This is a genomic window from uncultured Gilliamella sp. (assembly GCA_945271295.1).
In the GTDB taxonomy this organism is placed as follows: Bacteria; Pseudomonadota; Gammaproteobacteria; order Enterobacterales; family Orbaceae; genus Gilliamella.
Genome location: CALYPG010000034.1, coordinates 1 through 22068 on the forward strand (window position 1 = coordinate 1; position 22068 = coordinate 22068).

The 22068-nt window shown below is 30.8% G+C and carries 23 protein-coding genes and 1 pseudogene; 10 read left to right on the forward strand and 14 right to left on the reverse strand.

The window, feature by feature from the left end:
• The first annotated feature begins 486 nt into the window (after nucleotides 1-486).
• Nucleotides 487-861, forward strand: a complete 375-nt coding sequence (locus Q0K76_RS12190) for a hypothetical protein (protein ID WP_294615947.1) — start codon at nucleotides 487-489, stop codon at nucleotides 859-861.
• A 597-nt stretch (nucleotides 862-1458) separates the two neighbouring features.
• Here the strand turns inward: Q0K76_RS12190 and Q0K76_RS12195 are convergent.
• The 4 genes from Q0K76_RS12195 to Q0K76_RS12210 form a co-directional block, all read right to left on the reverse strand.
• A complete protein-coding gene (locus Q0K76_RS12195; protein WP_294615948.1) occupies nucleotides 1459-2052 on the reverse strand; it encodes a DUF4303 domain-containing protein in 594 nt (197 codons plus the stop codon).
• 289 nt (nucleotides 2053-2341) lie between these two features.
• On the reverse strand, nucleotides 2342-2935 hold the full coding sequence (locus Q0K76_RS12200) for a DUF4303 domain-containing protein (protein ID WP_294615949.1): 594 nt from the start codon (nucleotides 2933-2935) through the stop codon (nucleotides 2342-2344).
• A 292-nt stretch (nucleotides 2936-3227) separates the two neighbouring features.
• Nucleotides 3228-3833, reverse strand: a complete 606-nt coding sequence (locus Q0K76_RS12205; RefSeq protein WP_294615950.1) for a DUF4303 domain-containing protein — start codon at nucleotides 3831-3833, stop codon at nucleotides 3228-3230.
• Nucleotides 3834-4123: 290 nt separating this feature from the next.
• The gene (locus Q0K76_RS12210) at nucleotides 4124-4303 is read right to left on the reverse strand and encodes a hypothetical protein (protein ID WP_294615951.1); all 180 of its coding nucleotides are present in this window, start codon (nucleotides 4301-4303) and stop codon (nucleotides 4124-4126) included.
• A 309-nt stretch (nucleotides 4304-4612) separates the two neighbouring features.
• Between Q0K76_RS12210 and Q0K76_RS12215 the strand changes: the two genes are divergently transcribed.
• The 4 genes from Q0K76_RS12215 (at nucleotide 4613) to Q0K76_RS12230 (ending at nucleotide 8373) form a co-directional block, all read left to right on the forward strand.
• Nucleotides 4613-5257 (forward strand): S24 family peptidase, encoded by a 645-nt coding sequence (locus Q0K76_RS12215; protein WP_294615952.1) that lies wholly within the window; start codon nucleotides 4613-4615, stop codon nucleotides 5255-5257.
• Between the two features lie 129 nt (nucleotides 5258-5386).
• Complete coding sequence (locus tag Q0K76_RS12220; RefSeq protein WP_294615953.1) at nucleotides 5387-6268, forward strand: hypothetical protein; 882 nt, start codon at nucleotides 5387-5389, stop codon at nucleotides 6266-6268.
• A 513-nt stretch (nucleotides 6269-6781) separates the two neighbouring features.
• Nucleotides 6782-7408 carry a hypothetical protein gene (locus tag Q0K76_RS12225; protein ID WP_294615954.1) on the forward strand — a complete coding sequence of 209 codons (627 nt, stop codon included), beginning with the start codon at nucleotides 6782-6784 and terminating at the stop codon, nucleotides 7406-7408.
• A gap of 260 nt (nucleotides 7409-7668) precedes the next feature.
• The gene (locus Q0K76_RS12230) at nucleotides 7669-8373 is read left to right on the forward strand and encodes a hypothetical protein (RefSeq protein WP_294615955.1); all 705 of its coding nucleotides are present in this window, start codon (nucleotides 7669-7671) and stop codon (nucleotides 8371-8373) included.
• Here the strand turns inward: Q0K76_RS12230 and Q0K76_RS12235 are convergent.
• Together Q0K76_RS12235 and Q0K76_RS12240 are read right to left on the reverse strand one after the other, a co-directional pair.
• The gene (locus tag Q0K76_RS12235) at nucleotides 8357-8596 is read right to left on the reverse strand and encodes a hypothetical protein (protein ID WP_294615956.1); all 240 of its coding nucleotides are present in this window, start codon (nucleotides 8594-8596) and stop codon (nucleotides 8357-8359) included. The genes Q0K76_RS12230 and Q0K76_RS12235 overlap by 17 nt on opposite strands.
• Before the next feature lie 54 nt (nucleotides 8597-8650).
• Entirely contained in the window at nucleotides 8651-9055 is a 405-nt protein-coding gene (locus tag Q0K76_RS12240; protein WP_294615957.1) for a hypothetical protein, read from the reverse strand.
• A 668-nt stretch (nucleotides 9056-9723) separates the two neighbouring features.
• Between Q0K76_RS12240 and Q0K76_RS12245 the strand changes: the two genes are divergently transcribed.
• The 4 genes from Q0K76_RS12245 to Q0K76_RS12260 all read left to right on the forward strand — a co-directional run bounded on the left by Q0K76_RS12245 (nucleotide 9724) and on the right by Q0K76_RS12260 (nucleotide 12646).
• A complete protein-coding gene (locus Q0K76_RS12245; RefSeq protein WP_294615958.1) occupies nucleotides 9724-10548 on the forward strand; it encodes a MerR family transcriptional regulator in 825 nt (274 codons plus the stop codon).
• Nucleotides 10549-10668: 120 nt separating this feature from the next.
• On the forward strand, nucleotides 10669-11145 hold the full coding sequence (locus Q0K76_RS12250; protein ID WP_294615959.1) for an SAM-dependent methyltransferase: 477 nt from the start codon (nucleotides 10669-10671) through the stop codon (nucleotides 11143-11145).
• A 274-nt stretch (nucleotides 11146-11419) separates the two neighbouring features.
• Nucleotides 11420-12178, forward strand: a complete 759-nt coding sequence (locus tag Q0K76_RS12255) for a JAB domain-containing protein (protein WP_294615960.1) — start codon at nucleotides 11420-11422, stop codon at nucleotides 12176-12178.
• Between the two features lie 15 nt (nucleotides 12179-12193).
• Nucleotides 12194-12646: an AAA family ATPase gene (locus Q0K76_RS12260; RefSeq protein WP_294615961.1), complete on the forward strand. Its 453-nt coding sequence runs from the start codon at nucleotides 12194-12196 to the stop codon at nucleotides 12644-12646.
• Between the two features lie 665 nt (nucleotides 12647-13311).
• Here Q0K76_RS12260 and Q0K76_RS12265 read toward each other — a convergent pair.
• The 5 genes from Q0K76_RS12265 to Q0K76_RS12280 all read right to left on the reverse strand — a co-directional run bounded on the left by Q0K76_RS12265 (nucleotide 13312) and on the right by Q0K76_RS12280 (nucleotide 17830).
• Entirely contained in the window at nucleotides 13312-14250 is a 939-nt protein-coding gene (locus Q0K76_RS12265) for a DUF4435 domain-containing protein (RefSeq protein WP_294615962.1), read from the reverse strand.
• Nucleotides 14243-15709 (reverse strand): AAA family ATPase, encoded by a 1467-nt coding sequence (locus Q0K76_RS12270; RefSeq protein ID WP_294615963.1) that lies wholly within the window; start codon nucleotides 15707-15709, stop codon nucleotides 14243-14245. The genes Q0K76_RS12265 and Q0K76_RS12270 overlap by 8 nt, the downstream gene beginning before the upstream one ends.
• A gap of 179 nt (nucleotides 15710-15888) precedes the next feature.
• Nucleotides 15889-16245, reverse strand: coding sequence for an integrase domain-containing protein (locus Q0K76_RS12275; protein ID WP_294615964.1), 357 nt, complete (start codon nucleotides 16243-16245; stop codon nucleotides 15889-15891).
• The gene (locus Q0K76_RS13080; RefSeq protein ID WP_363322496.1) at nucleotides 16202-16357 is read right to left on the reverse strand and encodes an integrase domain-containing protein; all 156 of its coding nucleotides are present in this window, start codon (nucleotides 16355-16357) and stop codon (nucleotides 16202-16204) included. The genes Q0K76_RS12275 and Q0K76_RS13080 overlap by 44 nt, the downstream gene beginning before the upstream one ends.
• A 519-nt stretch (nucleotides 16358-16876) precedes the next feature.
• Nucleotides 16877-17830: a YafY family protein gene (locus tag Q0K76_RS12280; protein WP_294615965.1), complete on the reverse strand. Its 954-nt coding sequence runs from the start codon at nucleotides 17828-17830 to the stop codon at nucleotides 16877-16879.
• 123 nt (nucleotides 17831-17953) lie between these two features.
• Here Q0K76_RS12280 and Q0K76_RS12285 point away from each other — a divergent pair, with 123 nt between their 5' ends.
• Nucleotides 17954-18334 (forward strand): VOC family protein, encoded by a 381-nt coding sequence (locus Q0K76_RS12285; RefSeq protein WP_294615966.1) that lies wholly within the window; start codon nucleotides 17954-17956, stop codon nucleotides 18332-18334.
• Nucleotides 18335-18978: 644 nt separating this feature from the next.
• On the opposite strand, the pseudogene Q0K76_RS13085 reads toward Q0K76_RS12285, so the two are convergent.
• From Q0K76_RS13085 to Q0K76_RS12295, 3 genes and pseudogenes are all read right to left on the reverse strand, one after another.
• A pseudogene (locus tag Q0K76_RS13085) lies at nucleotides 18979-19068 on the reverse strand (integrase); the annotation flags it as partial.
• A gap of 268 nt (nucleotides 19069-19336) precedes the next feature.
• The gene (locus tag Q0K76_RS12290; protein WP_294615967.1) at nucleotides 19337-20239 is read right to left on the reverse strand and encodes a LysR family transcriptional regulator; all 903 of its coding nucleotides are present in this window, start codon (nucleotides 20237-20239) and stop codon (nucleotides 19337-19339) included.
• Nucleotides 20240-20358: 119 nt separating this feature from the next.
• Nucleotides 20359-21549, reverse strand: a complete 1191-nt coding sequence (locus Q0K76_RS12295; protein WP_294615968.1) for an NADH-dependent flavin oxidoreductase — start codon at nucleotides 21547-21549, stop codon at nucleotides 20359-20361.
• Between the last annotated feature and the right edge of the window lie 519 nt (nucleotides 21550-22068).

The window sequence follows — 22068 nt, forward strand, 5'->3', positions numbered from 1 at the left end:
GCAACGGCCTTCTAAGCCGTAGGTCACAGGTTCGAATCCTGTAGGGGACGCCATTTAATAAATGATACCAAACAAATTTCAACGGGTTATCCCCTATTCTTTCTAAATTTACAGCATTTATAACTTAATTAAAAACAACCTTGAAAGATTGATAACGACAGCTGTTTTAACAATATTCTTCAATGCTGCAAGTCAAAATACTATAAACATATTCACTATAAAAACTATTGAATCGACAAATCTAAAGATAAATCGTACAAATAGCCGAACTTTTAAAGACTATATTTACCTATTAAACTATCAGAAATTAAGTCCTATTAGTGTGTCATTATGAAAATCAAGCAAATTCTAAAAAATTATTGAATTTCAAAAATATACAACTACAATAAATTGGCCTAATTATTGGTAATCCCCCCCTTTTAAAATAGGATGAACCCAATGAGGACTTTTTATAACATAATAATTATCTTTTTTTGTGTTTGCTTAATGTCAAATTATGCATATTCGCAGGTTCAAACAGATGTACAGAAAGATTATGGCAATGAGTACTACCATGGTTTGAAATATATCAATGATAAAGCAATTGAAATTATTGAAGCATACAATAAAAAACACAATACCCATTGGATGTCTTTAGAACCTGATCTAAGAATTTTTGTAGATCGATGTTTAGTTCCTCTCGAAGCCCAATGGGCAGAATATGATCCTTATGAAAAATTGATGAATATACCGCCGGTTAATCCTGACAATTGGTATGTATCAGTCACTTGTAACGAAACCGTCAGCGACATTCCTGAAATGAAAACCTGGGATATTTATGTTCCAACAACAAGACCCAAAGAACCGAGCCAGATTGAATAATAAAAATTAATTTAAACTATCAATGCCATGAAGATAATTATTTGAGTAAGGGTTTAGTGAGAGGCAAGAGCATCGAAATTTATTTTTAACTACCTGGATACAAACCTAACATAAAAAGCCCCCAGAAAAAGGATAATAGTAAAGATACTAATATAAAAAATAACATATAAATAAAATAATTTAATTTTTTAGCTCGACTTAATATATAAATTAAATAATGACTCAAACGAAATACCAAAACAGAAGATCCTATAATAAACGCATCTAATAAATTTAGGTACAATGAATGATAATGTGAATAAAAAAAACCTATTAAAAAGAAAATTACAAAAATGGCATAATAAAAAATAGCCTTTGTTTTTTTATTGTTATTTAAATAAAAATAATAATTAACGCTTCCAAAAAAAAATATCAGCGAGAAAATGATTGATAAGTAAAATGGTGTTTCCGATGCCGATGAGCTTGCCATATTATTTATTTTATCCTTATATTTGATATAAAGTTAGCGGTTAATTTTTTCCAAAATTGAATTTATAAACTCATTACTTACACTTTTCAGGCTCAGTATAGTTCATTTACCCTAATACACTCATAAAACTATTGGCTATAAGATGCTAACATCTTTTTATGCCATTGTGGCGAGTTTACTTGTTCTGATATTTTTAACACTAATTCTTTTAAATCCATATCTGGATCAGGAAATTGAAGTCCCAAAAGCAGATCGCTTTCAAAAGGGTTAGAATCAAAACATTTTGATGCCTTCAATTGGTTAATCACCACAATAATCGCCTCTCGGAAAAAATTCTCTAATCCAACATAATCAAGATCTTTTGGAGTGGTATTTAAGTCTTCTATTTCGTCATCATAATAAGCTTTAAAAATATTATCTACTAATTCATTTATGTCACGAAAATTTTCGATCTTTTCTACTCCAAAATAATCCCATTCAGCGGCTAAAGTTTCAGCGGATAATAATGGATTTGGGTACAAGTTTTTTAATTTTTCCACTTGTTCCATAAACCATTTTTTAGTACAACCAATCGAACTAAAACTACTAAAACCATCATCGCAGTATATACAATAAGAAAAAAAAGACTCATGACTATAATTTTCTTTGATATGAGCGATATCTTTGATACATGAATTGTATAATAACTCTATAAATTTATTCTTTAAATTAGCTAGTAACATTATGTTATTTTCCTCTGTTTTGCTATTCCGCAGACCATTACTTCAAAACATTTTCTATTATTGCTTGCTACTTTTTAATAACTTCTAATCTTGAATACCCGTTACCTTTTTAGAATCTTATTATGTATGCTTATAAGATTATTAATAAAAAATCTTTTATAGAAAAAACGGGAAGAAAAATGAAAAATCAATTAAGTTGCTTAACTTCTTCCTGCTTTTTGGGAGTATAGTTTTTAAGGCTGACCTCCGAATCCTTATTGAAGGTAATTATCTGATCATATAAACGAAATTATGGTCTATAAGATGCTAACATCTTTTTATGCCATTGTGGTGAGTTGACTTGTTCTGATATTTGTAACATTGTGGATCTTGCTCCATCAGAAGGATCCGCGAATTGAAGTCCCAAAAGCAGATCGCTTTCAAAAGGTTTAGAATCAAAACATTTTGATGCCTTCAATTGGTTAATCACCGCAATAATTGCCTCTTGAAAAAATTTCACTAATCCATCATAATCATAATCTTCAAGTGTGTTATTTAAGTCTTCTATTTCATCATCATCATAAGCTTTATTAATACTATCGACTAACTCATCTATATCACGAAAATTTTCTAATTTTTCTGATCCAAAGTAGTCCCACTCAGCAGCTAAAGTTTCAGCGGATAATAATGGATTTGGGTACAAGTTTTTTAATTTTTCCACTTGTTCTGTAAGCCATTTTTTAGTACAACCAATTGTACTAAAACTCCTAAAACCATCATCGCAGTATATACAATAAGCAATAAAAGACTCATGACTATAATTTTCTTTGATATGAGCTATATCTTTTATGCATGAATTGTATAATAAGTCTATAAATTTATTCTTTAAATTAGCTAGTAACATTATGTTATTTTCCTCTATTTTGCTATTCCGCAGACCATTACTTCAAAACATTTTCTATTATTGCTTGCTACTTTTTAATAACTTCTAATCTTGAATACTCGTTACCTTTTAAGAATATTATTATGCATGTCTATAAGATTATTGATAAAAAAATCTTTTATAGAAAAAACAAGAAGAAAAATAAAAAAACAATTAAGTTGCATTACCTCTTCCTGCTTTTTGGAGGAATAGTTTTTTAAGAACTAACCTCCGAATCCTTATTGAAGGTAATTATCTGCTCATATACACGAAATTATGGTCTATAAGATGCTAACATCTTTTTATGCCATTGTGGCGAGTTTACTTGTTCTGATATTTTTAACACTAATTCTTTTAAATCCATATCTGGATCAGGAAATTGAAGTCCCAAAAGCAGATCGCTTTCAAAAGGGTTAGAATCAAAACATTTTGATGCCTTCAATTGGTTAATCACCACAATAATCGCCTCTCGGAAAAAATTCTCTAATCCAACATAATCAAGATCTTTGGAGGTAGTATTTAGGTCTTCAATTTCATCATCATAATAAGCTTTATTAATATTATCGACTAACTCATTTATATCACGAAAATTTTCAATCTTTTCTGATCCAAAGTAATTCCATTCAGCAGCAAAAGTTTCTATATATAATAATGTTTCATTCTCATTTTTATGATATTGCTTTAGCGTTTGAACCTGTTCATTGAGCCATTTTTTTGTGCAACCAACTGAATCAAAAAAACTATCAAAACCATCATCACAATATATACAATAAGAAAAAAAAGACTCATGACTATAATTTTCTTTGATATGAGCGATATCTTTGATACATGAATTGTATAATAACTCTATAAATTTATTCTTTAAATTAGCCAGTAACATTTTTTATATTCCTCTGTTTTGCTATTCCGCAGACCATTATTTCAAAATATTTTCTATTATTATTTACTACTTTTTAATAACTTCTAATCTTGAATACCCGTTACCTTTTAAAAATATTATTATGTATGCCTATAAGGTTGCTGATAAAAAATCTTTTATAGAAAAAACAGGAAGAAAACTGAAAAAACAATTAAGTTGCTTAACTTCTTCCTGCTTTTGGGGAGAATAGTTTTTTAAGAACTAACCTCCGAATCCTTATTAAAGGTAATTATCTGATCATATACACGAAATTATGGTCTATAAGATGCTAACATCTTTTTATGCCATTGTGGCGAGTTTACTTGTTCTGATATTTTTAACACTAATTCTTTTAAATCCATATCTGGATCAGGAAATTGAAGTCCCAAAAGCAGATCGCTTTCAAAAGGGTTAGAATCAAAGCATTTTGATGCCTTCAATTGGTTAATCACTAAAATAATCCCCATCTTGAAAAAATCTATCTAACCCATCAGAACCAAGACTTTCAGGAGTAGTATTTAGGTCTTCTATTTCATCATCATAATAAGCGTTAGAAATATCATCTACTATTCATTTATGTCATAAAAAAATTCACTGCAATAATAATCCCATTCAGTAGCAAAAGTTTCAACATATAATATATGTTTAATCATAATTAACAATTTATACAGTATTTACTGTATCTTGTTACAGATTTTACTGTTTGTTAATTACAGATTTATCTGTATTATTTTATTAATCACAAAAGGAGTCTTTTAAAAATGGATAATCTTGGTCAGAGAATTAGAGCACGGCGAGAAGAATTAAGGTTAACCCAAGAGCAAATCGCATCACAGGTCGGTATTAAACAACAATCCTATCAAGCAATTGAAAGTGGAAATGTAAAAAAACCTCGACATTTATATGAAATATCGCTTGCTCTAAAATGTGATATGGCATGGCTATTAAACGGAAAAGAAAAAGAAGTAAAAAATGTAGAAGTTACTAATTTCATGGCTTATAAAGTTCCTTTAATCAATTATGCTCAAGCAAAGTTATGGACAGAATCAAATGAATTAAGAAATTCAACAGAATTTGAGTATGTTATGACATCATTAGAATTATCTAATAAAGCATTTGCATTAAAAATTAAGGATGATTCAATGGAACCAGAGTTTAAAGAGGATGATATTGTTATTATTGATCCCGCCATTAAACCTACTCCTGGAGAATTTGTTGTCGCCATGAATGGAGATTCAGAAGTAACTTTTAAAAAATATCGTGAATTAAGGCATGATCACCACGCAAAAATTCAGTTTGAACTGATCCCCCTAAATCCAGACTATACAACCATAAGCACATTGAACCAACAAATTAAAATTATCGGCACAATGATTGAACATAGAATATTTAGAAGAAAAAGATAACAACATTTAGCCAATTTAGATATTGTTCGTAACAAACAAATCAGTGGCAGTATGAAGTAATTAAATGCGTTAGCAATATTATTAGAATAAAACAGTTAGTTAATTGAAATAAGGTAGGGGGAGAAATAAATGGCTAGATCTAAAAGAGATTTTTTGATCAGATATTATTCAATAATCTACACAGCTTCAACAACCAATAAAAGTCTGATTGATTTTTTAACATCTCAAAAAGATTTTGATGAAATATCAATTGACGGAGATAGTTACTATATCAAGATTTATGAAGTTAATGATAAAAGTATAAGTGGATATATTATTAAAAACAAAGGTAATTCTTACAATATTGCAAACTCAGAAAGCAAAGAGGAAAAAGTTCTTAAATTAAACGATGAATATTTAATCGAAAAAAATCATTTTATTATCTATCTGGAAGAAAACAATAACACCGTGCTTTCATGGCAAAATTTTAACGGGGGTACATCAATAAATAATTTTATAAAATATATAAATAAAATAGATGATAATTTTTCTATCGATTTACGAGATATTGTAACTAAACGCCAATTGGAAAAAATTTTAACAAGCAAAATTGTAACTAGCTTAGAAATAGTTATAAATGTTCCAACTCAACATATCACGAATAATCCTTATGATTTTGGTGACGATGTAATGAATTTAGTCAGAGCTAAAAGCGAAGCAAATGCAACTAAAATAACTTTAAAAGTATCTAATCCCAAATTAAGTAAACAGGAAATAGATCATGATTTTATTGAAGGCTTTTATAAATTTGCAAGCACCATAACAGATCTATATCCAAAAAGAAAAAGTAAAAAAATTATTTTGGAAACCGCCGATGAGAAACAGCCAATTGATTTATTTTTATCTCGAATCTTTAGCAAAATAACTGTGAATAAAGATAGTGATAATTTGATAAATTCTAATGACGTTTTTATTGAAATGAGACGCGTTAAAAATAATATTCAGAGTGAATTAGATTTTAATTTTTCTTAAAAGATATAGGTTAATGATATAAAACCTACGGCATCTTATCATTTTGGTATATTTGCTCGTTCAAGTGAAGGTTAATTTTATTACCAATTTTATGGTAAACCAACTCATTATACTTTCTCCTGTGCTAAATTAGCATGAGTCATTGTCAAAGTTCTGCTGCATCGATAAGCGGTTATGTTTTAAAATAATCTTTTACAACAAACACGTCATGCGTATTAACCATCTCACAAATAACACTATCAAAAGACGCTTTCCCATTTGGGGTATAAATTGCTTAATAATTATCTTACTAGTAAAATAGCAAGTTATTCGGCTTGTTCCAACAAACATTTAAAAATTATTGTTCAATAACACTAACTAATATTTGGATTACAATTGAGATAATCTTATGTTTTACTTCAAATAAAGCGATAATAGCAAATGGATTTCGTTAAGGTATTTTCAATGAGCATAAATAAATTATGTCATATATTTTTTATATTACTCTTATTTGTCATTTTACCAGGTTGTGATATGTCTGACGAAATCGCCGAACCAGCATTTAAAGTGTATGGTGATGCGACTATTCTCGAAAACATGGTTATTAATATTGAAAATTCAATTAATGATGCCAAATATCCCGGTTATTCTGATACAAAAGTTCAAACTCTGCTTTATAAAGGAAAGCAACAAGCATTTCGAAATAGTGATGTAATATCTTATTCAATTTATTTTTCTTATGAGAATAAAGTTAATAAATTAACATTTGATAATATCATGAGTGATCGACAAGGACATATCAATTATCTATATGTATTTAAAAAAGATGATGGTGTTTATTTGAAATATTACGGGGTAGAATCCAATGTTCAAAAAGAAATAGGTCCAACAAGTGGTATTACAATTCCATTAGATGAATATTTTAGAGAAAATAATATATTAGATGAACAAGAGCAACAATTTTATCAACTAAGATTTTTCAATTTCTTTGACCCTAATCTGCAAGAATATCAATTAGAACCTTTGAATAAAATTACTATTGAACAATTTAAAAAATTGCCTTTAGAAGAGAAGATAAACTATGATTTACCTGCTGATTATTTAAGACAAATGAATTTACCGGAAGATGAATTAAACGTATTACTCAAGGCAAACCAATAGCAAATAAGTTAACTAATAACAAATATTAAAGGGTCAAAAATTACCTTATTATTAATAAAAACTAATGGAATAAATTAGATTTTGACTATTTTCAAGTCATTACAGCAATAGCGCTATTTATATTATTAATGCAATAGTATTATTACTTTACATAATGCCTTATCTTAAATGCTATTAATAATCCAAAAAGCGCTACTCGTTGATGATAAAGTTAATCGTCATCTATTATTCAGATACAAATCATCTAGGAATGGATTGATATGATACCTAATTATTGTTATAAATTTATTTTAATTTTGTTCTATTTTTTCCCTTTAGTTTGTTTGGGGAACCAAAAAGATATCGTGACTAATACCAATATTTTAAAAACAATTAACCCCAATTTATCAGAAAGAAAGCTCAATAAATTGATTATGTTCGATAATCAATTATCTTTTATTTCTGCTTTTTCAAAACAAAATAATGCTAATGGCGTTATACCAAATACACTAAACATATCAAATATCTTACAAAACATATTAAATCGTATAGATAAGAAATTAATGATCGTTTCTCAAAAAGTAGTAGACACTCAACTACCGAATAATATTCAGCAAAAAACATTACAATTTAATATACAAGAACCCACGATAAATAATGAATCAATAAAACAGATAAATTTATCGATATTAATATTTAATTCCAATAGTAATAATGAGTATAAGGAAAGTTATTTATTAGCAGAAAAATTGTTTTTATTTAGTCTATTCCCTACTCCTTTCCCCGATCCAGATGTAAAAAATATTAGCCATTTAGGTACTGCGGCAGCTAAAATTTTTCCACAAGAATCAAATAATTTTATATGGACCTATAAAAATATTTTTTGCTCGGTCAAAAATAGTAATACCTTTTCGTTTTCACTTTCCGTTAACATAGCTCAGCAACTGCAAGAAGAATTGGAAAAAAATATTACAACAATAAATTAAGTGAGCGGTAAGGAGGCATAGGCATCCCCTTACTGACACCGATTCTTACATATTCATTTTTTAAAAATTCATTAAAATGACAATTAGCACTTTCAATATCATCAAAATGAAGTGTTTTATTTAGATTAATGAATAGTTTTACAACAGCATAATTTTTATTAGCTAAAAAATCTTTAAATATTGAATCTAAATGTTTTGAATCAGGTTCTATTATCAATAACATAAATTTTCCCTTATTCTTCTAAAACACCCTATTTTGTCATTGTAGATTATGATGTTATTTTAAGTTTTTATTATATTTTTGGAATATATCTTCTAATTCTTGACTATTTAAAAAATTAATACAATCAACAACAACTAAACTATCCCCATGAATATCTATATTGTTCTTTAATGAAGAATTAATAATCTTTTTTGCTAAAATAACACTTTCAGTATAAGCTTCAATAGGTAGCTTGCCATTTTGAAAATAGAAATCAGCAGCTACGTTAAGAGGCTTCACTACGTCTTCATATTTGTTGTCTTTATCAATGCTGTTACCTATGCAGGCTAACAAAGCATAATTTTTTAATGAATCTTTGGGCGAGATATTAGCGTATACTGAATTAAAAACTGATAATATGAAAAACAAACCTATTACAAATGAAGTGATATTAATTTTATTTTTTATTACAAAAATCACAACGTAACCTCCGCGAAATATTTAAAATAACAATGATCAGAACAATCCTATCCGTCCCATAAGGAGGATGGGCAGCGTAAGTTGAATTACTCAGCTTGTCAATTATAATATGCGCCTTTGTTGATAAGGTCATTTTTTAAATTATTGTATTTTCATATCTATTTTACCTGGTGCTTTACCTATTATTTATTTAATAACTATTACAAGAATTTCGATTCCTCTGTATATACCAAATTTTATTACCATGACTATCTGCATGTGGGTTAAAGACTAGGTATTTCAGCCTAGCCAATAATATCTTTAGTTTTTTTTGTATAGTTTTTTACTGTCCTTATTCAATTTTTCTACGCCATGTTGGTTGCTCAACAAATTATTCACAACTGCATTATTATTGCTATCTATTTCTGTAGCAATATCACCAGTATCATCTCCCGATACTAACTAAGGTTAAACCAATGACAAGTTGCATTAGTGCACTGATGTTTTTTTTAATTTTGTCGTTTAGTTTGTAAAATTTATTCAGGAATCTATACCGCGATAATAAAGTGAAAAGTCTCTTTTATGGTATAAATAAAGAGTATTCGTCTAATCTATTTCAAAAAAACAATCTATTTTACTTACGATATCAATAGACTATAATTCAACCTTTTAGTGAAGGAGCGATAGGCATGTTCAAGATAGGTGAGTTTTCTAAACTGACACAAGTCTCTATTCGTATGCTTCGCTATTATGATGAAACTGGTTTATTAAAACCTATAGCAATTGATCCGTTTACCCACTATAGAAAATATTCAACTGAACAAATTACCACATTAAATAAAATTATATTTCTAAGGGATTTAGGATTTAATGTCTCGGATATTGCGCTTGCGCTTAAGCAATGGTCGGATGAGTTTATTATCAATCAACTTAATCATAAGCAATCAGAAATTCTCAATACCATTAAACATGAACAGAATAAATTAGCCAAAATTGAATTAGCAAAACGTGATATTAAACAAGAAAAAATGACGATGCATTATAATGTCGCTATTAAAGCTATTCCAAGCTATCACGTACTTTCTTTACGCCGAGTTGTGCCTGACTATTACGCCGAAGGTTTATTGTGGAAGGAAATGTTAGATTTTACTGAAAAAAATAATCTACCCACGCCAACTAACAGTTTTACTATTTATCATGATATGGATTATAGAGAAAAAGACATTGATATTGAAATTTGTGTATCAGTTGCGCAAATGAGAGAAAATACTGATGATTTTACTTACCGCAACACCGAGGCTGTCCCCATTATGGCCTACACCATGGTCTATGGGGCATTTGAAAATATAGCCAACGCATTTATCGCTTTTGCCAATTGGTTAGAAACACATAATCAATACAAAATGGCAGGCAAAAATAGACAAATTGTTCATCGTGGCCCATGGAATGAAAAGACACCCAATCACTACTTAACTGAAATACAAATTCCTCTCAAAAAAATCAAATCGAACTAAAGACTATTCAATCAAAAATGGTTTTCTCTAAAGAAATGGTTTTAACGCTTGACTCTCACACTATGTAAGATTCTAAACTGAGTAAAAAGTGAAACAAAATTATCTGAAAGGAGATAGCCAATGCAAAAATTTACAGTAAACACGATTGGTAAAATCAGTATAAACAATGAGGAAATGCTGATTAAACTTGAGCCAGAATATATTCCAGCCTTACAAGCACTAAACGGTTTTAGTCATATCAATGTTATCTGGTGGTTTAATCACTTAGATAATGAAAAAGCACGAAAAATCCTTGAATTACTCAAACCCTATAAAAAATCACCAGAGATAATGGGAACTTTTGCTATAAGGTCGCCTATGCGCCCTAACCCGATAGCCCTAACAGCAGTACAAGTACTCAATATTGATTTCAATACAGGGATTATTCAAATCAATTATATTGATGCAGAAAATGATTCACCGGTACTTGATATCAAACCTTATACGCCAAGTCTAGATCGCATAGAAAAGCCTAAAGTACCAGAATGGTGTAGCCACTGGCCTAAAAGTTTAGAAGAATCAGCAGATTTCGATTGGCAGAATGAGTTTAATTTTTAATCTCTTTGATAAATTATATATGATATCAATCTACGTTTTGTTTTTTATTCTAAGTATCATTCAAGGCGTAGATAACTCACCCAATAAAAATTGGTTTTTATCAAACTGTGATTTTCTTAAATATAGCTAATTAATAAAAGTTAACAATGCCAAATCAAAATCTTGAAAAGTATTAGCATGATTACATGCTCTTATTTTACTTAATACCCTTTACTTACAATACATTATATTCTGTGTTATATTTTCCCCAATTGTTCCTAACTGTTAATGTTTAATGGATATCAAACTAGCTAAAAATGATAAACGTTATATTGAAGGCGCTGATGATGTGTATAGTATCATGCAACGTGTTCTATTACGTGATAATAAAATTGACCAAGAAAAAGAGCATTTCTGGATGATTGGCATGAACGAAGCCGGATACATTCTTTATATTGAGCTGATTGCCCTTGGTACTTATAGATCAGTTGATATTGAACCTATGAATGTATTTCGGGTCGCTGTTATGAAAAATGCTTCCCGCGTTATTGCTGTTCATAATCATCCTACTGGACGACTAGAGCCTTCTGATGCCGATAAAGAAGTAACGGATCGTTTAATTCAAGTAGGACGTATTTTAAATATTACCTTTGTTGATCATTTGATTATTTCACCTGTTAATTATTCTAGTTTTAGAGCAACTGGTTTAATGGACGAGTTAGAAAAAAGCCTTAAATATGTACCTACATATTTGGTAGTTGAGCAGATTAGAAAGGAAGAAAAGCGAATTGCTAAAGAGAAGTTAGCGATTGAACGCGATAAGACGAGGTCCGCACAGGAAAAAGTTAGGTTAGAAAAAGATAAAACCAAAACCGCGCAAGAAAAGGCAAAAGCCGAACGTGAAGCAAAACAAATCGAAAAGCAACGCCGAGAAAAGCTAGAGCAAACAATGGTCAATACGCTGCTTGAAAAAGGTGTCGAAATAGAAAGCATCGCGAAGATTATGGAAATGACACCAAAAGCTGTTGAGAAGATAATTAATAAAACTAGATAATCGGAGAACATCAAAGTGTATTTATCAGAAATTACAGTTAAGAATTTCCGTTTACTAAAAGATGTGTCTATAAAGTTAGAAAAAGATATCACTTTAATTGTAGGCAGAAATAATAGTGGAAAAACTTCCCTAACTCACTTATTGGGGTATGTTTTTTCTGATAAAACACCCAAAAAGTTAGCTTTATGTGACTTTTCTCTTCGTTGTATTGATTTATTCAAAAAAATAGCTCTTTGTAAAAAAGAAATATCGTCTAACAGAATTATTTCATTATCAAAAAAATTTCCTAAAATTATTATTGATATAGTAATTGATTATTCTGAAAATCATGATAACTATCCAGTTTCTTTGTTACCTTTTATCTTAGATATAGAAACAGAGGAAACAAAAGCTAAAATCAGAGCAGTCTATCAAATATCAGACCCAGACAAGTTATTAGAATCCATATGTAACTATCCCCTAGAATAGTACAGCAAAAAAGTAGAAAATCATCTATACGATTATCGACAAGTATTTACATTAAGGAGGTATATCCTTGCACAAATAACTTTCAATCTAGATATGGGTATTTTCCGTTTACCAACATTCACAAGCCTCAACTTCTTAAACTTAAACACCTTTCAGATATCAGCATATTGAGCAAAAGACATCTCACGGTGTATAGACTTTAGCATCAATAGTGACATAGCGGATGGTTAAGTCTGTGAGTTTCATTTTTGGTTTTCTTTGGTTCATTGGTTGTTGAGTCAAACTAGATTGGAACGAAAAAAAACGATACAAAAAGAGAAGAGCAACAAATAATCGCCACTCGCCGATCAATATATAATAAAGATGTTTAGCTCGGTGGACTTGTTCTGTGTGTCTAGTAGACGTAAATGTACTCTCTTTTAATACACGTTAACTTACCCTAATACACAGGTTGGATGCTTTTGATAATATTTCAATGAGTACTATACATTAGTACACTTTAATGGATAATGAATTGGAGCGGGAAACGCTAACAGCACCATTCTTTCCAACTTATTGAAATATTATCATTTATTCTACTTCATTCTTAGTCAGTGGACTTATTCTAGTCTTATTTTTCTTTCTATTCAAGAAAAAGAAAATTACATTAATTGATTGAAATATCTTTAAGAAGTTTCTAAAGATCCAATGAATAATGTATTATTTTTCACAAAACTTTTTAAACAGATAGGTATTTCTATCATAGACGCTAATGTTCTGATAATATCTCCTGTAGGATTAAAAGTCATATTTTTTCTCTCTTTAAAATATGTTGGGTTTTTTTTCCCTCTATCTTCTTTTAATAAGGCAAGAAATTTACAAAAAAAAGCATATAGAAACTTCCCTCTCCAGTTTTTGACGGGATCTAGCTTATCAAACTCTTTTTTTGTTATATTTAAACACTCAGTTGAGATATCTGAGGTTAAACCGATATGTTGCCAGCAATCATGAGACAAACAACTTACTTCTTCAAGGGATACCTTAGCTATTTTTTTAAAGGCATCAACATCAAAAGCATTTACTTTTATATTTTGAACTCTTATGTAATGAATAAGTTGATTTGTTTTCTTCATAACACTGGTAAACTCGTTTAGCCTCTTCTTATATAGCTCAATTATTTTTGTTATATCCTCATTTGCATGATTGTCATTACAATAATACTCGCCAATAAGAAGTTCTTTAAGGTTTTTTTCCGTTACCAACAAATTTTCTATTGAGTAAGATGGCGTCATATATAAGTTATTTGTTTGAGAGTGTCCTTTTAATAAGTCATAATCCCTATCGATAAAATAAAGTACTTTTTGATAACTTGTTTCTTCATTTATTTCAAGCTTGTCACGTAGTGCAATTACATTATCTTTTCCATTAACACAAAGAGGAGTAATTTTTACACTTCTTTCTAAAATACGGTTAATCAAAGTACTGTAAAAAGAATAGTCTTCATTTCCTTCAAAAATATATATACATTCATCTTCGTTATGACTACGCAGTTGTAAGTAATTATGCAAGGTAACAGCGATGGAACGCTTCGCCTCCCTTAAAATTTCAACTCTTTCTTTACACATCTGCTTTCTTCTTCCTATTAGCTATTTTTAAGGATCCAGCATAAGGATCTAACTCATTATCAAATACAAAAGGAGAGTGTGTAATTGCAAACAGTTGAGCGCAACTTGGAGCATTAAAGATGTCAAGTAAGAACTTTTTTTGCCACTCTAAAGACAGGGAAAGCTCTGGTTCGTCAATTAATATTAAATATTTTTTTCCATAATTTAGATATAGCCTAGCGAAAACACTAAAAATTTGTTTTTCACCAGACGATAATGCATTAAGACTTAATGGTTCTCCTGTTATTTTATTTATTGCTTGAGCTGTAATAGCTGCTTTATCAAATTTGAACTCTTTCTCTATTTTTTTCTCATTTATACTCCAATAAGAGTTAATAACTTTTGCAAAGTCTTCAATGGATTGTTCAGAATCTTTCGTTTGTTCATATATCTCAACTAATTGGTTTAGCATAAATTTTAATGCATTATTTTCAGGATCGTTAATTTGTCCAGACTCAATTAATTCGATAATACTTTTTTCTGTTTCTGAATTAGATTTTTCCAATCGAGTAAGAATGACATTAAGCGTGGCAATATCGATCTCTTGTAGCTTATTTTTTGCATCTGTATTTTTTATTGACAGCAAATTATCGAGAGTAGATGCACTTATTTTTGAGTATGCATTAAGCGTTTTACTTCTCATTTCGGTACAAATATCATCAAGTTTAGACTTGACATCATTAAGTCCAAAATATATTAACTGCTCATTATTCCAAGAGTTTAGCCTTCTACTACCTAAAGATTTAGAGGGTTTATTTAAATTTTTAGATATAGAGTTTTCAAGAAGTTCACTTTCAATACGACGAAAAGTAGGAAGATACAATACAGATAAATCTCCCATTGCAACATCAATTTGTTCAATGAACGTATGAAATCCATTTATATAGGTTTTATCAAATTTATTTGAACGAATAAGTCTTCTGCTCAAATATTTAATAAAATCTAGATCTAGATCTAGATCTAGAACTTGATCTGGATCTAGATTTTCAAGAAAAAATGTTTGCCATGCAGATCTACCTTTATAGAAATCGTCTTCTTTTAATGTGAGTATTTTAAGTAAAATACTTTTAGATTGTGTCTCGCTTATTCCTTCTCGAGAAAAATATTGAAAGAATTCCCTAACTTCATCAATTTTTAAATATTTGTTTAACGCTACATTCTTATTAAAAGTAATTTCTTCAAAGTTGTGAAACTTTATGTGCAAACTTTCAAAATCGATTTCCAATAGTCTCTCTGGTTTTTTATTAAGTACGGCATAAAGCATATTAAGTAAAGTTGTTTTGCCAACACCATTTTCATCAACAATAATCTTTACGTTTTTTTCAAAGTCTATGCGGATATCTTTATAACCATATAATCCTTTTACTTCGAAAGATTTCAATATAGGGGCTGTAGTCCTAACCAAATTCATATTTTGCATTATTTTCCCTTTTTAAATTTTATTTAGAATATTTTAATGTAGATGTATAAATAAAACCAATACATTATTAATATGATGTTAGCTTACTAATAAGTTCAGAAACAAATGTAACTCTATACTAGAGAATAGTAATTATCAGGATGATAAACCAGATTTCCATTGTACAGAGTTAAACTGATTCATTCATTTTCATTACAACCATAAACCTGCTCAATATACCTCCCCCTGCCATCCCCATGTCCAAGATCCATAGAAGCTTGTGCAAAAGTTTCCTTTTTACTATAGCCATGGCTTTGATAATATGCAATAGCCTTCTGAGTAAAGGCATATCTCAGATTATGCGGTGACAGTTGTCCTTTAAGTACAATCGCGCGGATATGATTGCACCAATAGGTCATTGCTTCTTTGAGGTTCGGTTTGTTTATCAATTTGCTGTTTTGTTGTTCTGTAATCTGTATGGCTGTATTGACTGCATTTCTGGATCTTTCTCTATCAAGGATCATGGTGTCTCTTGGTATACCCCCCTTTCGTACCATATACTACTCTGATCTTGGTATTTTCATTTTCAAGAGCAGTTTGCCATGTTTTCAAGGATTGGACGCTTTGTATCGCTTCTTCTTTTAGGCCAAACACGTGAGCAAGTTCTATGGCTGCTACTAATACTGGGCTTTTCTAGATTGTTTTTTGATAAACGGCCTTGTATTGGCTAACTGTTATAACAACTCGAGTGCCTTTTCTACTGGCACCACTTAACATCAAGTCGACCTGCCGACTCCTACATCATACTTATTTTTAATTGATACCTTAAATAAGTCATCGAAAACTGGCAAGCAGGGAAAATATACTTATTTTGTGCGGCTTTAGTGGAATATCAATGGATATGCTGGTAAGATAAAAGCTGATAACGTTTTGATTTTATGATAAAAAGGTACCTTATGGGATATCTTGGTACGAAGATTTGGAACGGAAAACACGCTTCATTATGAAACTGACAACGCTAAGATAAAAAAGATACTCCATTTTTAAAACTTTTTTGGATTAATTTTTTGTAGAACTTAATGAATTTCCTTGCACATTAATGTGCTATCACTATCCATTTACTAATTCTTACCTAATTATTTTATAGAAAATAAGCTAGAACTTGATAAGTTATTTGATCGTATAATATTACATGAATAAATTGTTGATTTTCTTGTAACAGTGAGCTATTTTTTCAGTGCGTTGAATCATTTCTGTACGTACGTGTTCAGGCTCTAAGCAAATACATTTATGCCCTAAGCTTAATAAAATTCCATAACCATAATCATCATCAATAAAGTCAAAATTGACAATGTATTGTTGATCATTCAATTGGTTAATATCTTTTTCGTCACAATAATCTAAAATACGTTCTAAAAGGGACTCGTCTATTAATAATTTTATTTTAAAAATTCTTTTTTTAATATCCTGTTTGAATAAAGAAAATGCTTCAGGTTTTGCCTGCCTAATAAATTTAGTGTTAGTTTGTCTAATATTAGACATTTTTGATAATTTAAAGATACGAAAGTCATTTCTATTTAAACAAAAAGCGTGCAAATACCATTCTTTTTCCTTAAATATAAGTTGGTATGGCTCAATTAACCGAGTGGCATGTTTATTTTTAACTGCCAGATAGCCACAAGATAAAACTCGTTGCTCTTTTAGCGCTAGCTTGATAATCGCTATTTTTTTATTGATATTTTGTTTAGAAAACCATGATGATAAATCAATAGAAAGTTGATTTAAATTATTTACTACCTCTTCAAGCTCTTGTTCTGATAAAAAACTCTTAATTTTTTCAAGTGTTATTGAATTTTCATTTTCTTTTAAAACGGGTGAATCTAACAAATTTAGACCCTTTAATAAAATAATTATATCTTCTTTCGTGAATAACCCTTTGCTAATTTTATAATTTTTTAAAATACTAATCCCTCCAGTGCTTCCTGTATAGGTAATAATGGGTATACCAGCACTTTCAATAACTTGTATATCTCGATAAATTGTTCGCAATGATACCTCTAGTTTTTCAGCTAGTTCTTTACCGCTTACTTTTTCTCTTTGCAGCAGTATCATGATGATAGTAATTATTCGATTAATTTTCATACTTTAGATTTGCAAAATAAATTACATTGGATTTTAAATATGACAGATAGTTGTCAGTAATGCTTCATCATAATATAGACACTAAACGTTGTGTATATTATTTATCAATTGAAGGAGACAAAAATGTTTAAACCAAATAGCGTCATTATTTATGTTAAGGATGCCAATATTAGTGCAAATTTTTATACAAAAATACTGGGGCGACCTCCCATTGAAACTTACCCCGGCTTTGCTGTGTTTTTATTAAATGACAATTTTGTTTTGGGCATACAAGAGGCTGCTGAAATCACACCCAAAGCACCTAATCATTATGGTGGGTTTGAGTTGTCATTTAGTGATGTAACTAAAAATGATGTTGATGAAATTTATGCCGCATGGAAAAAATTAGACGTGAAAATTGAACTTGAACCTCAAATGCTCGAATTTGGGTATACGTTTGTAGGTAATGATCCTGACGGTCATCGTCTTCGAGTTTGTGCCACCGATACATCAAATTTTGAATAAAAAGTTATTTTAAAAAAAAATGATAACTTCGTAATACAACCACTAGGCAATTGCTTTATTCATTAGCATCATGTTTTATGCAATGACATTGATGCTTTTTTTGTATTTCTGAAATGTTGCTTTATATCCATTTTGGGGTGGGTATACACTTTTCTATTTATAATGTGATTTTGATATAAAATAACATGAATTATATGGTTACAGTAAATACCGTAATTTATTTGATAAATTATAATTGTTACACTTTAGATATTATGATTAAATGCTTGAAACTATAAGTCTATATTACTAAATCACCCAAAATAGGAAACATATCCTTACGTAAATACCGCTCAATCTGCACTGCCGTACTTTGCCGTTTATCCTTTTTATCCAACCCAATCTTACAAAACGTAAACAGCTTCCAACGCACACTAAAGTTAGCAATACCGAAGAAGAAACAACAGAAGATACCGCCTTATCATCCAAAGCACAACCTAACAAATGCCTATCAATAACAGCTGCATGACCTTATGGTTGAACGTAAGACGCATCAGGCATATCAGCAATAGTAGGAACAACAGAAATATCAGAAGTCACAGAAACAGGTGAAATTTCTTGCTTAACCAACAAAAGATTAGACACACACCTAATGAAATACGCTACCGTTTACCCTGCAACGTAAACAGAAAATGCCACGACTTATCGCCCGAAGGCGATACAAAAAAAGCTAACCCCTCAATATCTTTTAAAGTTTAGGTTTACAATATTTCACTACTACATCAGACAAAGCAATTGACAATTTCCTCAAAAAACAAAATAGAAAAAGATAGAGAGTATTGCAAAAATTTTAGAAATTACACCTACAGCAGTAGGCAAAATTATCAATAAGAAAAAGTAAATTGATTACAGCTGGCACTTTGAATTTATAAAAATTTGTATTTTCATTTAAATATGTAAATATAAAGAGGATAAAACTGGGCAGAAATGGCTTATAGAGGACATATTAACGTACTATTACTGTCACGATGTCTGTTTCCAACATTGCAAGAGGTATTGAGCAAATACACTGACTTTTTTGGATGTATATTGTCGCTGATGATATAAAATGCTGATAGCTGCCCCAGGTTCTTCCCAGTCCGACAAGATACGAACTAATTTACCCTCATGTAGGTCTTGTGATACCTCCCATGCCTCCCGTAATGCTATACCTTTACCCAAAAGACACCATTTTTTTAAGACATCTCCACTGTCACTACTTAAATGACCTTTTACATGAATAATTTCCTTACGTTTCGCGGAACTTTTGTGAACTAATGTCCATTGATCCTGCCTATAACCTGGATAAGAGAATAAGAGGCATTGATGCTCACCTAATTGTTGCGGATGCTCTATTAATGGACTTTCTTTTAAGTAAGAAGGAGCGGCCACCAAAATACGGTAGTTGGTGGCCAAACGCTTTACTACTAAATTTGAATCAGGAAGCTCTCCTATTCGAATAGCAATATCTATACCTTGAGAATACAAGTCGACAATATGATCTGTTAAGCTTAAATCTATTGTGAGTAGCGGATGCAAATCACGAAAAGCAGCCACAATTGGGGCAATATAATAACTCCCTAATAGTAGTGGCGCAGTAATCCGCAGCTGTCCTTTTAACTGCTCTTGCTGGCTAATTGTTGTCTGTGCTTCATCCAATATCTCTAATGCTATTTTTACCTTATTTACAAAGTCCTGCCCCTCTTCAGTAATTTCTAAATGACGTGTGTTACGCTTAAATAAACGAATACCTAGCTCTTTTTCAATTCTAGCAATCTGTTTACTCACTGTTGCAGGAGAAGTATTTTGTAGCTTTGCTGCGGCAGTAAAGCCTTTACTCTCAGCAACAGTAACAAGCATGGTAAGATCATTTAAATTGTTTAACATTATTTCTCGATTGAAATTAATAAATCATTATGCATAGTATTATCGTACATTAATTATGATGGAGTATAAAATAGTGGTCCAAACATGCAATTGCTTAGCATTCTGTAATCACTAATTTATTATAATTTTTTCTCATAGCCCTCCATGGGAGCAACCTGACTGAGATATCGATCAGTGGGTTTAGCGCAGTCCGTTGTAAAATCCATCACTTCACGGAAAGATTCATTTAAATAAGTTTGCATAGCTGGAGGAATTTTTAATTCATCCATTTCTGCCTCAGAAATACGATAACGAATACTTTGTTCATCATGGTTTTCTACTTTTTGCATCCACAAGGGTTCTCTAATTAATTCCCTGCCCATTGCAACCAATGACAATCCTCTATCTAGTGCCTGCTGTACTTCGTCAGGAGATTGTACAGAACCTCCTCCTATCAAAGGAATACGGCCATTGATTACAGAAGATATTTGTTGAATGATAGGCGTTTGGTCATGCCCCTCATTAAGGGGGACTCTTCCTATATGTCCAATAGAAGAATGAAGATAATCAATGCCCGACATTGTAAGCGTTTCAATAAATTTAAGTGTGTCTTGGAAACGTATTCCAGGCGTTTCAAACTCTTCTGGAGAAATGCGGTAACCTAAAATAAATGGAGATTCTGCGAAAGACTCAATAGTTTTTTTGACAGAATCAATGACAGCCAATGGAAAACGTGTTCTATTTTCAAAGCTTCCCCCCCACTGATCTACTCTTCGGTTGGAATGAGGAGAAAAAAATTGTTGCAATAAATAAGTATTAGCTCCATGAAGTTCAATACCATCAAACCCTGCCTGTATTGCACGATGTGTAGCATGTGCAAAATTTTCAATGATGGTGTGAATTTCTGCTTCAGATAGTGCCTCTGGTATTTCTGCATTGGGTCTTAATGCACTTATAGCACTAGCACTCACTGGCTTCATTCCGCGTAATATTTTCGAATTTGTCATTCTGCCTGCATGAAATATTTGCAGAATGGCTTTAGTGTTATTTTGTTTAATCGTTTTGGCAAGCGCTTTCAATCCAGCTAAATGTAAGTCAGATGCTATCCCAAGTTGCCCTTCAAATCCCTTGCCTTGCTCTGTAATATAAGCAACCCCTGTAATCAACATGCCAGGACCACCTGCTCGCAAAGCATAATAGGCTAATTCATCGCTGGTAATTTGTCCATTATAAAAACTAGCCATCGTTGTCATTGGAGCCATAACAACGCGATTTTTGAGCACTAATCCATTTTTAAACTGATAAGGTTGCATAAAATTTCTTGAGTTCATTTCTCATTCCTTCTTTTCTTTGAGAAAAGCATTATGAACAGAATAAGCCTGAAGAAAAAGAAGCTAAATGGCATATGATTTTTGCCAAATGGGAAAAAATAGATGCCTAAATTATGCCGACTTATCAGTTTTTTGAGTAAATTATGATAGAAAAGGAGACAATTGCGAAGGAGGTAGTCATGACTGAAGATATTTACAAGTGAACTCTTTCCTGTTAAACCCAAATGATAGGTACTATTTCGCCAATAAGTCATGGCTTGTTTTAAGTTGAGTTATCAATCAATTGGCTGTTAGGCATTTTGTTGTGCCTTCATGTTTAAGGCGTTATTAATCACTTGTAGTATTTTTGTGAGTTGATGATATGGATATCTTTTGCGCTATCATCTTGGGTACCAAGAACTACATAACGTATTGTTTTGGCTTGCTTTGTAACATTAAGATGTTACTGATGTCTGTGAATTAATAATTGGAGCGGGAAACGAGGTTCGAACTCGCGACCTCAACCTTGGCAAGGTTGCG

Excerpts from the sequence above, each read along its gene's own strand:
- Q0K76_RS12190 (WP_294615947.1), top strand. The coding sequence starts at position 487 with ATGTCAAATTATGCATATTCGCAGGTTCAAACAGATGTACAGAAAGAT.
- Q0K76_RS12195 (WP_294615948.1), bottom strand. The coding sequence starts at position 2,052 with ATGTTACTAGCTAATTTAAAGAATAAATTTATAGAGTTATTATACAAT.
- Q0K76_RS12200 (WP_294615949.1), bottom strand. The coding sequence starts at position 2,935 with ATGTTACTAGCTAATTTAAAGAATAAATTTATAGACTTATTATACAAT.
- Q0K76_RS12205 (WP_294615950.1), bottom strand. The coding sequence starts at position 3,833 with ATGTTACTGGCTAATTTAAAGAATAAATTTATAGAGTTATTATACAAT.
- Q0K76_RS12215 (WP_294615952.1), top strand. The coding sequence starts at position 4,613 with ATGGATAATCTTGGTCAGAGAATTAGAGCACGGCGAGAAGAATTAAGG.
- Q0K76_RS12220 (WP_294615953.1), top strand. The coding sequence starts at position 5,387 with ATGGCTAGATCTAAAAGAGATTTTTTGATCAGATATTATTCAATAATC.
- Q0K76_RS12225 (WP_294615954.1), top strand. The coding sequence starts at position 6,782 with ATGTCTGACGAAATCGCCGAACCAGCATTTAAAGTGTATGGTGATGCG.
- Q0K76_RS12230 (WP_294615955.1), top strand. The coding sequence starts at position 7,669 with ATGATACCTAATTATTGTTATAAATTTATTTTAATTTTGTTCTATTTT.
- Q0K76_RS12235 (WP_294615956.1), bottom strand. The coding sequence starts at position 8,596 with ATGTTATTGATAATAGAACCTGATTCAAAACATTTAGATTCAATATTT.
- Q0K76_RS12245 (WP_294615958.1), top strand. The coding sequence starts at position 9,724 with ATGTTCAAGATAGGTGAGTTTTCTAAACTGACACAAGTCTCTATTCGT.
- Q0K76_RS12250 (WP_294615959.1), top strand. The coding sequence starts at position 10,669 with ATGCAAAAATTTACAGTAAACACGATTGGTAAAATCAGTATAAACAAT.
- Q0K76_RS12255 (WP_294615960.1), top strand. The coding sequence starts at position 11,420 with ATGGATATCAAACTAGCTAAAAATGATAAACGTTATATTGAAGGCGCT.
- Q0K76_RS12265 (WP_294615962.1), bottom strand. The coding sequence starts at position 14,250 with ATGTGTAAAGAAAGAGTTGAAATTTTAAGGGAGGCGAAGCGTTCCATC.
- Q0K76_RS12270 (WP_294615963.1), bottom strand. The coding sequence starts at position 15,709 with ATGCAAAATATGAATTTGGTTAGGACTACAGCCCCTATATTGAAATCT.
- Q0K76_RS12275 (WP_294615964.1), bottom strand. The coding sequence starts at position 16,245 with ATGGTACGAAAGGGGGGTATACCAAGAGACACCATGATCCTTGATAGA.
- Q0K76_RS12280 (WP_294615965.1), bottom strand. The coding sequence starts at position 17,830 with ATGAAAATTAATCGAATAATTACTATCATCATGATACTGCTGCAAAGA.
- Q0K76_RS12285 (WP_294615966.1), top strand. The coding sequence starts at position 17,954 with ATGTTTAAACCAAATAGCGTCATTATTTATGTTAAGGATGCCAATATT.
- Q0K76_RS12290 (WP_294615967.1), bottom strand. The coding sequence starts at position 20,239 with ATGTTAAACAATTTAAATGATCTTACCATGCTTGTTACTGTTGCTGAG.
- Q0K76_RS12295 (WP_294615968.1), bottom strand. The coding sequence starts at position 21,549 with ATGAACTCAAGAAATTTTATGCAACCTTATCAGTTTAAAAATGGATTA.